Annotated in this window: 8 protein-coding genes and 1 other annotated feature; of the genes, 5 read left to right on the top strand and 3 right to left on the bottom strand. The window is 45.9% G+C overall.

Annotated elements, in window-relative coordinates; translation table 11 throughout:
* Nucleotides 1-111: 111 nt before the first annotated feature.
* On the top strand, nt 112-810 hold the full coding sequence (locus GCU48_RS00860; RefSeq protein ID WP_152378735.1) for a 5'-methylthioadenosine/adenosylhomocysteine nucleosidase: 699 nt from the start codon (nt 112-114) through the stop codon (nt 808-810).
* A 9-nt stretch (nt 811-819) separates the two neighbouring features.
* Here GCU48_RS00860 and GCU48_RS00855 read toward each other — a convergent pair whose 3' ends face one another.
* A complete protein-coding gene (locus GCU48_RS00855) occupies nt 820-1,452 on the bottom strand; it encodes a GNAT family N-acetyltransferase (protein WP_152378734.1) in 633 nt (210 codons plus the stop codon).
* Nucleotides 1,453-1,699: 247 nt separating this feature from the next.
* Here GCU48_RS00855 and acsA point away from each other — a divergent pair, with 247 nt between their 5' ends.
* Entirely contained in the window at nt 1,700-3,415 is a 1,716-nt protein-coding gene (gene acsA / locus GCU48_RS00850) for an acetate--CoA ligase (RefSeq protein ID WP_152378733.1), read from the top strand.
* 88 nt (nt 3,416-3,503) lie between these two features.
* On the opposite strand, the gene GCU48_RS00845 is transcribed toward acsA, so the two are convergent.
* Nucleotides 3,504-6,530, bottom strand: a complete 3,027-nt coding sequence (locus tag GCU48_RS00845; protein WP_152378732.1) for a transglycosylase domain-containing protein — start codon at nt 6,528-6,530, stop codon at nt 3,504-3,506.
* Nucleotides 6,531-6,665: 135 nt separating this feature from the next.
* Nucleotides 6,666-6,936: a binding site (T-box leader), on the top strand.
* A gap of 66 nt (nt 6,937-7,002) precedes the next feature.
* Here GCU48_RS00845 and tyrS point away from each other — a divergent pair.
* Together tyrS and GCU48_RS00835 are read left to right on the top strand one after the other, a co-directional pair.
* Nucleotides 7,003-8,256, top strand: a complete 1,254-nt coding sequence (gene tyrS, locus GCU48_RS00840) for a tyrosine--tRNA ligase (RefSeq protein ID WP_025717802.1) — start codon at nt 7,003-7,005, stop codon at nt 8,254-8,256.
* Nucleotides 8,257-8,461: 205 nt separating this feature from the next.
* Nucleotides 8,462-9,331, top strand: coding sequence for an AraC family transcriptional regulator (locus GCU48_RS00835; protein ID WP_152378731.1), 870 nt, complete (start codon nt 8,462-8,464; stop codon nt 9,329-9,331).
* Between the two features lie 77 nt (nt 9,332-9,408).
* Here the strand turns inward: GCU48_RS00835 and rpsD are convergent, their stop codons facing one another.
* Nucleotides 9,409-10,008, bottom strand: a complete 600-nt coding sequence (gene rpsD / locus GCU48_RS00830; protein WP_007431033.1) for a 30S ribosomal protein S4 — start codon at nt 10,006-10,008, stop codon at nt 9,409-9,411.
* Between the two features lie 436 nt (nt 10,009-10,444).
* Here rpsD and GCU48_RS00825 point away from each other — a divergent pair, with 436 nt between their 5' ends.
* Nucleotides 10,445-12,412 (top strand): sensor domain-containing diguanylate cyclase, encoded by a 1,968-nt coding sequence (locus GCU48_RS00825; protein WP_152378730.1) that lies wholly within the window; start codon nt 10,445-10,447, stop codon nt 12,410-12,412.
* Nucleotides 12,413-12,440: the final 28 nt, after the last annotated feature.

The following is a 12,440-nucleotide window of genomic DNA, read 5'->3' as shown; positions in this document are numbered from 1 at the left end:
TGCTCAACAGGATATAACTTGATGAAAGCTCCTTTGATGGAGCTTTTTTCGCGGGTACATAATTATCGTGTGTGTATAATCATCATTTAACCAAGAATAGAGGGACGCTTAATGGGCCGGATTTACGGATTAATGGGTGCTATGGATGAAGAGATTGAATTGCTGCTGTCAGCGATGACGGAAGCGAGCGAGACCATCAAGACCGGAATCACGTACACTACAGGAGTGATCCACGGACAACAGGTTGTTGTATGCAAATCTGGTGTCGGCAAGGTCAATGCTGCGGTAACTACCCAAATCCTGATTGATCGTTTTGGCGTAGAACAGATTATTTTTACAGGAGTCGCGGGAGCAGTGCACCCGGATTTAAACATTGGGGATATTGTCATTTCATCAACATGTATGCAGCATGATATGGATGTGACGGCTTTGGGTTATGCCAAAGGGGTCATTCCTTATCAGGATACGTCGGAATTCGCCGCTGATCCCGAGCTTGTCCGTCTGGCTGAACAAGCCTGCAAATCGTTTGATGATCGTTACATTGTCGGCAAGGTCCTATCCGGCGATCAATTTATCGCAAGTCGTGAATTGGTAGCTTTACTGCGTCAGGAAATGAATGGTGCTTGTACCGAGATGGAGGGTGCGGCTGTGGCTCAGACGGCTCATATGAACAATGTGCCTTTTATTGTCCTACGTTCTATGTCAGATAAGGCCGACGGTTCGGCTCATGTTAATTATGCCGAATTTACGGTGGAAGCTTCTCATCGCTCGCATCGAATTGTGGAGTATATGCTCAAGCATTTAGGCTAAGGTGCCATTTTAGTACATGAATCTTCGTACAAACCGGATGCGGTCAAACTGTTCTCGTGAAGCGAGAGGGACATCCTCTCCCATTCGTACCATCAGGCAGTTCGCTGGATGTGAGCATATTTCAGGATCATCCGTGGCGTACCAGACCATATCTACGGTTTTCATCAGACGTTCCATCATGCGGCGGTACTCCCATACGGAGAGGCCGCTGCCCTTTAAATCCCAGTGCCAATAGTACTCGGTCGTAAAAATAATATAGGATTCAAGCTGTCCGTCCTCAAAGGCAATCCGAATCATCCGACTACCCAGGCCCAGTCCGCGATAGTCGTCGGCGACCTCAATGGCTCCTAGCTCCAGCAAGTCTTTCATGCCCGCTTCGGACCAGCGTTCCAGCTCATCCGGGTAGTGGAAGGTGACGTATCCCAGAAGGGTTTCTCCATCATGTGCAATGATAATTCTGCCTTCCGGCAGTTCCGAAATTTCCACCAGCGCGTCGAATTGTTCCTTGGGTTTACGAAAGGCGTCTAATTGCGTATGCATTTGAAATGAACGTAGTTGGTCAGCCGATACCGGTCCTTCTACATAAATTGTTTGTCCGTTATAATCCAGCGTGTCCAAGTGGTACCGTTTTAAATGCTGCATGCGTGTAGCCTCCTTGTTTACCATCAGCTAGCTTTTCATATCCCCTACTTATAACAAAAAAACAAATAAATGAAAAGGATGGTCGTCACATCCTCATCTATGATATACTGTTTTAGACATAAAATGTTCACAAATAGCTGCTTCGAATGCGTTATAAAACCAAAGGGATAATTTTGCTTTCGTTGATTTTGTAAGCGTTATCTTGTCCTGTGCAATTCTCATTATCCTATTATGAGGAGGCTGTATCATGAAGATTGAAGAACTCCAGGCTGTAGTTCCCACATCCAACATGGGCCCGTACGAACAAGCTTACAACCGATTTCAGTGGGAAGACGCAGAACGTCATTTTACGTGGTATGAAACAGGCAAGGTGAACATGGCACATGAGGCCATTGATCGACATGTAGAGGAAGGCCACGGTGAGAAAACGGCGCTTTTGTATTGTGATGCAAGTCGTGATGAATCTTACACCTTTACTCAGCTTCGTGCCAGCTCGAACCGGTTTGGTAATGTGCTGCGCAAATACGGTATTGGCAAAGGGGAGCGTGTATTTATTTTCATGCCGCGCTCACCTGAACTGGTGATTAGTTTGCTTGGCATTTTAAAGGTAGGTGCTGTTGCTGGTCCTTTGTTTGAGGCGTTTATGGAAACGGCGGTCAAGGATCGGCTGGAGGATAGCGGAGCAGTGGCGTTAGTGACCACACCTGCACTTCTTTCACGGGTAAAACGTGAGGAGCTTCCAGAGTTGAGACATATTTTTGTGGTTGGTGATATGGACGAACGAGAGCAAGGAATTATTGATTTTGAAACGGAAATGCTTACATCCTCAGAAGAGCTTGAACCTGAATGGCTGAGTCGTGAGGATGGATTAATCATTCATTATACGTCAGGCTCCACAGGCAAGCCGAAAGGTGTATATCATGTACAAAATGCGATGATTCAGCATTATTATACTGGCAAGATGGTGCTGGATCTGCGGGAAGATGATGTGTATTGGTGTACTGCTGATCCAGGCTGGGTCACAGGAACGTCATATGGCATTTTTGCTCCATGGCTGAATGGAGCGACGAATGTCATTCGTGGGGGGCGTTTCAGCCCGGAGGACTGGTACCGGACGATTGAACGTCACGAAGTGACCATATGGTATAGCGCTCCTACAGCGTTTCGGATGCTGATGAGCGCAGGTGAGCAGGTTGTTGCCAAGTATGATCTCGGAAGTCTACGGCATGTGTTATCCGTGGGAGAACCGCTCAATCCCGAAGTGGTAAGATGGGGCTGGCAGGTGTATAAGCAGCGCATTCACGATACTTGGTGGATGACAGAAACGGGGGGGCAATTGATCTGTAATTACCCTGAGCTGCCGATTAAGCCCGGTTCGATGGGGAAACCACTTCCAGGTATTCAGGCTGCCATTCTGGACGATAAAGGACAGGTGTTGCCTCCTAACCGAATGGGGCATTTGGCCATCCGTACACCGTGGCCATCCATGATGAACCGTATATGGAATAACCCGAACAAGTATCAGGAGTATTTTCGCTTCCCCAGTTGGTATGTGTCTGGTGACTCTGCCTATATGGATGAGGACGGTTATTTCTGGTTTCAGGGACGGATTGATGATGTTATTAATTCCTCGGGGGAGCGAATCGGTCCTTTTGAGGTTGAGAGCAAGCTTCTGGAGCATCCTGCTGTAGCGGAGGCTGGAGTTATTGGAAAACCAGACACCGTGCGAGGAGAGATTATTAAAGCTTTTGTCGCATTGCGCGAAGGTTATACACCTTCTGAGGCTTTACAGCAGGATATCTACCGTTTTGTCAAGGAGGGGCTGTCTGCCCATGCTGCTCCACGCGAAATTGAATTTAAGGAAAAGCTGCCCAAGACTCGTTCCGGCAAAATTATGAGACGTGTGCTGAAGGCATGGGAGCTTAACCTTCCTACAGGTGATTTGTCTACCATAGAGGATTAAATTGCTATTCATGATAGAGCAAAAAGGGGAGTCTCCAAAAGCCATATTGGCTAAGGTGACTCCCCTTTGTTGGAAAAAATCATGAATCTTATGGACGGACAGCTCCTGAAGGAGCTGATTCCCCCATTGCATTTATGGAAGTGACGCGGAACCAGCCTTTGGGCTTTTTACCTGCTTTATATTCAAAGCTGTTAGAGGCGGTAGAGCCTATGTTTGTAAAGGGTTCCGCGCCGGTTTCACTATAATACACGTTATAGCCTGTAACCGCGTCCGTAGGCTTTCCGGCACTCCATTTGAGCGCTACGGACGAGCCTGCTGCTTTAGCCTGAGGCTGTCCAGGAGCGGTAGGGACCTCTGTAGGCTGCTCACCTGTTGTTCCATCTCTCTCACCCGGAACGGCTGGAGACTCAGAATCCACAGGTGGCATTACAGGTGCTGCGCTTGCTTGGGCACTTGGCCCGGACTCATGTCCGCCCACATCCACGGCGGTCACGTAATAGCTGGAGCTGCTGCTCTCTGGACTGTCAGAGAATACCTTGGAGCCATCAGCCATGACGACCTTGCCAAGCCGTTGGAAACTGCCTCCATCCGTAGAACGGTAGAGACGATATCCTACAACGTCGCTGTTTCCGCTTGGACTAAAGCTGATCATAGCCTTCCCATCACTGTAGCTAATGCTGACGTTGGATGGAGCATTAGGGGCTGCGCCGTCGTCTCTGCGCGGGTCCACCTGAGTAGGGGCTTCCTTATCTGCATCCTCAGGCAGATAGTAGGACAACGAGTTATGTCGTTTCATCACGGAAAAGGCCCGCTCAAGCTCTTTAATCAACTCTGAGATCGGTTTTTCCCTTTTTCGAACAGTTCGTTCATACACCATATCATCTGGTGTACCATCGCGTGGAATGTAATTCACACCTTGATAGGTAATATATTTGGCACGGGTAACACCATTTTCGCTGTTTTTGGGTAAATACTTACTGTTGTAAATATCCGAACCATACGCAGATGCTGTACTGCTTACAATTCCGTCAGGTCTCTTGAAGCTGTCCGTTTGAAACAGCTGGGAATCTTTAGCCGTTACTTCATTCATAATAAGTGCCCATAAGCGACGTGCACGCTCTTTTTGTGCTTTTGTTTCAAGCTTATTAACAGGCTGCTTGTAACCGACCCATACACCCAGCGTAACGTCAGGCGTAAATCCCTCGAACCAAACATCGGTATAGGATTGTGTAGTACCTGTCTTGCCGGCAATCGGAATCTTGCCTGCTTGATTAAAGTTACGCTTCACTAGCTTGCCTGTACCTTCTGACACCGCTGTGCGCAGCATATCCGTCATCAGGTAGGCCGTTTGAGGTGTGAAGGCTTGCACAGGATTAGACTGATGCTTGTACACAATATTGCCTTGCGAATCTACAATTTTTTCAATCATATAAGCGTCGTTAAATACACCGCCATTAGGAATGGCTCCATAAGCATTCGTTAGTTCCTCAACGGTTACCCCGTGGGCCAAGCCGCCAAGCACACCCGTTTGGGCGTTGTTATCACTCGGTTCCAAGGTAGTGATACCCAACTTTTTAGCGAAAGCCCAGGCCTTGCTAATCCCTACTTTTTCGTTAAACAGCTTGAGCGCTATCGTGTTTAGCGATTGATTCAGTGCATAACGTGCTGTAACCAATCCTTGATAGCGATTGTTGGAATTTTTCGGAATATGATATCCGTTGCTGCCATCTTTCAAAATAATAGGAGCGTCGTCCACGATGCTGCCGGGCTGTACAAGACCACTGTCCAATGCAGGAAGATAGGCGGCAATAGGCTTCATAGCCGATCCCGGCTGACGCACCATCTGAGTAGCATAATTCATCTGTTCCTTTTGGAAGTCCCGACCTTCCATCATCCCGAGAATCGCGCCTGTTTTATGCTGAATCAAAATGGCTGCTGCTTGCTCATCACCCTTGGTTTTACTGGTGGCAGAGAAGTTGTCCTTATTTTCTGCAATTTGGCGCATGGATTTGTATACGCTCTTATCAATGGTGGTGTAGACCATATATCCGCCCGTGCGAAGCTGCTGTTCAGCTTCTTTGAGTAAGTCGTTATCATCCCTGGTCTTGGCGTCTGCACCAGCATTGGCCGCTTGCCCCGGATTTGTGACGGACATAAGTGCCTGCGCGGCTTGCCGTTCTGTTTCCATCATAAGGTATGGATAGGTGTTATAAGCTTTAACAGTGCGAGGTGCAAGTGATTTTTTAATATCAAAAGCCAATGCTTCATCATACTGTGCTTTATTGATTTTATTTTCCTCCAGCATTCGACTGAGCACCAGGTGCTGACGGTTTAGTGCTCTTTTAAAGCCGGATTCATTAAACTCGCCCTTGCCGTTAAAAGCAGAATATGAAGAAGGAAGCTGCGGCAGTCCTGCCAGATAGGCGGCCTGGGCCACATTGAGCTTATTTAGATCATTTTCGTTAAAAATACCTTTGGCGGCTGCTTTGATGCCAAAGACGTTGTAGCCGCTTGAGCCGTTCCCAAAAGGTACTTTATTGAGGTAGGCTGTAATAATCTGCTGCTTGCTCAGGAAACGCTCAAGGCGCAGAGACAGCAAAATTTCCTTGACCTTACGTTCATCCGTGCGATCGAGATTCAGAAAAACTCGCCGTGCAAGCTGCTGAGTCAGGGTGCTCCCCCCGGTTTGTACGGACTCATGCAGCGCTTTTTGTTTGACAGCACGTAGCGTCCCTGACAAATCGACACCATTATGCTCGTAAAAATGGTTATCCTCAATAGCAATGACTGCGTCAATGACGAGTTGAGGAATTTCCTTAAACGTCACAGGCCGACGATCTTCCTCTGTCCGGAGTTGTCCGATGGGAGAGCCATCATTGAAATAAGCGAAGCCTGTTATTGCATTCTTATTTACTTCCTGTTCAATCATGGATCTGGAACGTACCGGCTCGTTTTTGACAATAGAGGCTATATAGCCGGCGGCGGCTCCTCCTGCGAACAGTGCTCCCATACAACCGATGATGACGACCCACTTTATGACACGGCCGAGCCTTCGCATGGTTGTCCGTAAGCGGGAAGGCTTTGGCTCTGATACGCTGTTTTTTTCTTCAACCATTAAGTCTTCCTCCTTTATAACAGCCATTATTATAGCATAAAATTACAAAATGAACCCATATGCTAAAAAGCCTGTCTTTTGGTGTCGTTGACTACACAAAAGCAGTGTGTTATAAATAGGTCAAAGTAAATATCGTGAAAAGCAGAGAAAGACTTTAGTAGAAGGTGGAATCACGTTGTCAGAGAGCCGGTGGATGGTGTGAATCGGTAGCGTCCCATTTTCGAATTACCGTCTGGAGCTGTCTGGATGAATGGAAGGCCTTTGCAGATTTGCGAAGTCGACGGTAGTAATCCAGTACCGGGTGTATACCCGTTATAGAAATGAAGTGAAAGAAACGCAACGCTTGTTTTAGCATACGTTTCTTTAATTAGGGTGGTAACGCGAGCAGCTCCTTCTCGTCCCTTGGGATGAAAGGGGCTTTTTGATTTGTTTAATATGCAATATTTGGATGATAAAACAGGAGGAATGCAGGATGAAATGGGAAGAATTGAAGCCTGAGCAACGTGCAGAGGTAGAGCGGCAACTTGATGTGATTCAACGGGGTGTGGCGGAAATTGTGCCAGAGGATGAGCTGAAGCGCAAGGTCATCAAGTCGGTTGTAAGCGGTGAACCGCTCAAAATCAAACTAGGTCTTGATCCGTCCGCACCTGATATTCACATCGGTCACACGGTTGTTATGCACAAGCTACGGCAGTTTCAGGAATTGGGGCACCAGGTGCAACTGATTATTGGAGATTTTACAGGCAGAATCGGTGATCCAACAGGTAAATCGGAAACCCGGAAGCAACTGACGGAGGAAGATGTACAGCGTAATGCGCAAACGTACAAGGAACAAATCTTTAAAATTCTTGATCCTGATAAAACAAAGGTATACTACAATTCCGAATGGTTGGGACCGATGTCCTTTGCTGATGTGGTAACCCTGTCCGCCAAGGTCACTGTTGCCCGCATGCTGGAACGGGATGATTTTACAAAAAGATACCAAAACGGCTTGCCAATCAGCATTCATGAGTTCTTTTACCCCCTGATGCAGGGGATGGATTCGGTAGCTCTGAAAAGCGATATTGAGCTGGGAGGGACGGATCAGAAGTTCAACCTGCTGATGGGCAGAACTTTGCAAAAAGAATACGGTGTAGAGCCGCAGGCGACCATCACATTGCCATTACTTGAAGGACTGGATGGCGTGCAGAAGATGAGCAAAAGCTTGGGGAACTACATTGGTGTTGACGAGGAGCCGAACGAAATATACGGGAAATCAATGTCTGTTCCTGATGAGCTGATGCTGAAGTATTTTGAGCTTGCAACGGATATCAATAATGAGGAGCTTGCCAAGCTGGCAAAAGGCATTCAGGATGGTTCAGTGCATCCACGTGATGCTAAAATGAGGCTGGCCGGAACGCTGGTGCGCATGTACCATGGTGAGGACGCAGCAGAAGCAGCCAAACAACATTTTGTAACTGTGTTCCAGCAACGAGCGCTGCCTGATGACATCGAAGAGTTCACCTTGACGGCTGACCACTTGGAAGAAGGCGGAATTCGTGTGATCCAGTTGCTGACACTTTTGGGTTTTGCGGCATCCAATGGGGAAGCAAAACGTAGTATTCAGCAGGGCTCGGTCAAAATTAATGAAGAGAAGTGGACCGATGTGAACAAAGCATACACGCCGCAGGAAGGCGACATTGTTCAGGTAGGTAAACGAAAATTTGCTAAAATCAAGCTCGCTTAATTAAAATACATTTATAAGCAGCGCTGAGATCTGTATAGCATCTCTGCGTTGCTTTTTTTATTCCTTCAGCAAGAAATGCCGTGGTAAACTTAGCACAAATAATCAAACAAGCAGGTCCAAAATTATACATAATGGTTGTGTGGGCTTGCACAATTTGGGTGTAGGGAAAGATGACCAGAACAAATACAATACGGGGAAGGGTTATATGGACTATTTTAAACGAATTCAGTGTGCGATTGAGTTTATTGAATTGAATCTTCGAGAAGATTTAAAAATTACCGAGATTGCTTCACAAGCTTGCTTTTCAGCCTTTCATTTCCAGCGGGTTTTTCAGGCCATTTCGGGTTTTACGGTTCAACAATATATAAGGAGGAGAAGATTGTCCGAGGCGGCTGGGCGGCTAAAACAATCCAATCAAAAGGTATTGGACATCGCTATTGAGTATCAGTACAACTCGCAAGAAGCTTTTACCCGTGCTTTTGAAAAGAGTTTTGGTATCACCCCTGGGAAATATCGTAACGGTGATATTGAGCTTCCCGGGCAAAGCAAAATCAATTTTCTGGATTACCAAAAAAATACGAAGAGGGATTTGGATGTGAATAAGCCGGTAATATTGCAACTCGAAACGATCAAAATTATAGGATATGAATATAAAACCAATCTGAACAATGAGCAGCATTATAAAGAAATCCCAGGGTTTTATGAACACTTTGGAGCAAATGAATATTTTATGTGTATTCCGAACAAAGCCGCACCGGGAATGTCATATGGGATTGCCTGTCGATTTGAAGACAGCGGTGCATTTTCATTTGTGGTGGGCGAGGCAGTTGAAAAGGAATCGAAAGAACTGGCAGAAGGTTTCATATATATGGAGATTCCAGCAGGAAAGTATGCTGAATTTGACGCTTCAGGTTTAAATGGACGGGTTCAGAATATACGAAACTTTATCTACGGCACATGGCTTCCTAATTCTAATTTTGAACGAAGAGAGGGTCCTGATTTTGAAATTACGGACGTGATGAATTCCTCCTATCCTGATCATTTGAGTATGAAGGTATACATCCCCATTGAATAAACCCTCAGGCTCGATGCATGGGGAATATAAAAAGCACCCGAACAAAGTTCGGGTGCTTTTCGGTGCTAATGCAAGGATTAGCGGTTGTAGAATTCGACGATTTGTTTTTCGTCGATATCTTGGGACAATTCGCCACGCTCAGGCAAACGAATGTATTTACCTTCCAGAGCAGCGTCATTGTACTCCAGGTAAGCAGCCAAGTGGTTGCGGTTTTCCAAAGCTTCTTTAATGGAAGACAGGGAACGACTTCTTTCACGAAGACCGATCACGTCGCCAGGGCTTACTTGGTAAGAAGCAATGTCAACTTTTTTACCGTTCACAGTAACGTGACCGTGAGCTACCAATTGACGTGCGCCTGCACGGGAGTTAGCAAAGCCAAGACGGAACACAAGGTTGTCCAGGCGGCTTTCCAGCAAGAACATGAAGTTCTCACCAGCGATACCATGCATGTGTTGAGCTTTGTTGAACAGGGTACGGAATTGTTTTTCACCCAAGCCGTACATGTGGCGCAGCTTTTGTTTTTCTTGAAGCTGCATACCGTAGTTACTGATTTTTCTCCGTTGGTTTGCACCATGTTGTCCCGGAGGGAAAGGGCGTTTCAATTCTTTGCCTGTGCCGCTCAGGGAAATACCGAGACGACGGCTTAATTTAAATTTAGGACCAGTGTAACGTGCCATTATAGAGTTAACTCCTTCATAATTAAAATTTGAGTTGGGGCTCTCTTTGCGCTCCAATTTGTTCGACGCTACCAATCAAGGTTAGACGCACTACTGACAGAAAAGTTCAGCCGCTGTCCTGTCAGCAACAAAAAAGATGAGGGTGACACAAACTGTTACGCCCAAAATTTAAGATCCGCACAGTAGATAATTCTGCCGCACAGTCTTTATCAATAATATATACTATATCTAAGAGTGGGTCAATGTCAAGAAGAGAAAAAGAATGAAAACGTCAAAATTTGTCGATAGGGCTTAAGAACTAAAAAAATGGGGCGAACTTCTGAAAAATGGATGCAAATTTCTAGAGTTGAGAGTAAAATAGAGCATATTACGAGCTATAGTGGTGTATAGCCGCTGTCTTGGTACAGCTAATTTTGCTGTGAAGGAGCGCCTTAATATGTCGGAATTTTCAACAACGGATCAGCAAACGCTTGACGGTACAGTCCAGGCTAGCGGTGCTCCGCTGTTTGATGATAAAGGATATACGTCTTTTGCCTGGCTCCAGACCATGGATATGACACCCTATGACTTTCCCTATATTAACCAGCTTCTTGTCCAGGGATATCGGAGCTGGCTGCAGCAGAGCGATGGTATATCCTGGATTAACGAACAAGATACAGCTGTTTTTAATTTTACAGGTGTTCGGCTTACTGGTAGGGAAGAGGATGACGATGAGGATTTGGGGCTAGTCGAACGCTGCTGCTTGTCCAGAGAGATAGAAGTGAGTCAGCGCAAACTCCGCGACGGAAGTCTTGGATTTGTATACATGGTTCCCATACTTTGCCGAAATCATCAGAGGGAGCCATTCGCTGCTCTTCGTTTTACACGGTCCGCACAGTATGTTTTTACTGAGCAAGATGCTTTGTTGGCGGCTGCTTTACATTTTAGATCCTGCTTTTATTCGAAGTTTGAGTATATATTTATGGAAGATATTCTTGGAGTGCAGAATCGAAGTAGTCGTGAGGGCAGACGTCGCTCTATTTTATTTCAGATTGTAAAACGGCTGCATGACAAAATTGATGTGGAAGGCGTGCTGGATGAAGTATTTGATAGCATCGCCTATTTCTTTCCTCATGTGGATATTACGTTGTATATGAGTCAGGATCGGCACAGTCGCAATCCACAAGTCAAACCATTACTGCTGCATGAACGGGACGAAGATATATGTGTGCTTGCATTTATGAAAGGGCAAATGACAGTGAATGAGACTGTTGGCACACAAAATGAAGTGACTGAGATCGGCATCCCATTACGTGGGAAGCAGGGCGTATACGGTGTTTTCCATATGATTCTTCCATCGGGTTCGGATAGTATGAAAAAAGTGGATGTAGAACTGATTGCTATGATGGCGGATACAGCTGGTACTGCATTTGAAAATGCCAAGCTACTGGAGCAATCGAATGTACTTATCCATGAATTGCGTCTCATTAATGAGCTGGTTCAGCGCTTAAATCAAAGTTTGAAGTTAAATGAAGTGTTTGAGTTTGCCATGCAGGAGCTATTACAAATGTTTATGGCTGATTTTTGCTGTATTATGCAGCTTGATCAGGAGGAGAATTATTATAAGGTCACGTCGAGCAATGTGGAAAGTATAAGGCTGCACAGTTACCCTCGTGATGAAGGGTTTGCTGGATTAATGCGTAAAACAGGTGAACCTGTTATTGTATCAGACTATAGAAAAGAAGGGAAAATTTCCTCAAAGTTTATGGATTTGACGAATTCCCTTTCTTTGATGGCTGTACCTATGAAAACCAGTGGCACTCCCAGGGGAGTTATCCTGCTGTCCAGCAAGCGTCCGAACTTTTTCTCATATGATAATTACAAGATGCTGCAAATGCTGGCTCCCCATATCGGGCTGGCAGTAACTAATGCCATGCTGCATGCTGAGGTGCGACGGTTAGCCAATATGGATATGTTAACGGGTCTGTATGTACGTCATTATGTAGATCAATGCATTCAGCAGCATCAGGAAAAGGATTTCTGTGGATCGCTTATTTTGGTGGATATTGATCAATTCAAACAGGTGAATGATACATATGGGCATCAGACGGGTGACGAAATTTTGAAAAACGTTAGTGATATCATCCGTTCCACGACCCGTGATGAGGATGTATGTGCCAGATGGGGCGGCGAAGAGCTAGCAATCTATTTGCCACAACTGGGTGTACAGCAGGCGCTTCAATTTGCGGAGAAGATACGTTACCGCGTACAGCATGAAACCAAGCCCCGGGTAACTGTTTCCTGCGGAATTGCTGAATGGAATTGGATGGACGAGCAGATCAACATGGAATCTTTGTTTTATAAGGCGGATATGGCGCTGTATGAAGCGAAAAATGAAGGGCGTAATCGAATAGTTTGCGATTGATAATGAAGGCAGTGCAAAGAGAGTGTTC

Source organism: Paenibacillus brasilensis, assembly GCF_009363115.1.
Taxonomy (GTDB): domain Bacteria; phylum Bacillota; class Bacilli; order Paenibacillales; family Paenibacillaceae; genus Paenibacillus; species Paenibacillus brasilensis.
This window is presented reverse-complemented; position numbering and strand designations above follow the sequence as displayed.

Excerpts from the sequence above, each read along its gene's own strand:
- GCU48_RS00860 (WP_152378735.1), top strand. The coding sequence starts at position 112 with ATGGGCCGGATTTACGGATTAATGGGTGCTATGGATGAAGAGATTGAA.
- GCU48_RS00855 (WP_152378734.1), bottom strand. The coding sequence starts at position 1,452 with ATGCAGCATTTAAAACGGTACCACTTGGACACGCTGGATTATAACGGA.
- acsA (WP_152378733.1), top strand. The coding sequence starts at position 1,700 with ATGAAGATTGAAGAACTCCAGGCTGTAGTTCCCACATCCAACATGGGC.
- GCU48_RS00845 (WP_152378732.1), bottom strand. The coding sequence starts at position 6,530 with ATGGTTGAAGAAAAAAACAGCGTATCAGAGCCAAAGCCTTCCCGCTTA.
- tyrS (WP_025717802.1), top strand. The coding sequence starts at position 7,003 with ATGAAATGGGAAGAATTGAAGCCTGAGCAACGTGCAGAGGTAGAGCGG.
- GCU48_RS00835 (WP_152378731.1), top strand. The coding sequence starts at position 8,462 with ATGGACTATTTTAAACGAATTCAGTGTGCGATTGAGTTTATTGAATTG.
- rpsD (WP_007431033.1), bottom strand. The coding sequence starts at position 10,008 with ATGGCACGTTACACTGGTCCTAAATTTAAATTAAGCCGTCGTCTCGGT.
- GCU48_RS00825 (WP_152378730.1), top strand. The coding sequence starts at position 10,445 with ATGTCGGAATTTTCAACAACGGATCAGCAAACGCTTGACGGTACAGTC.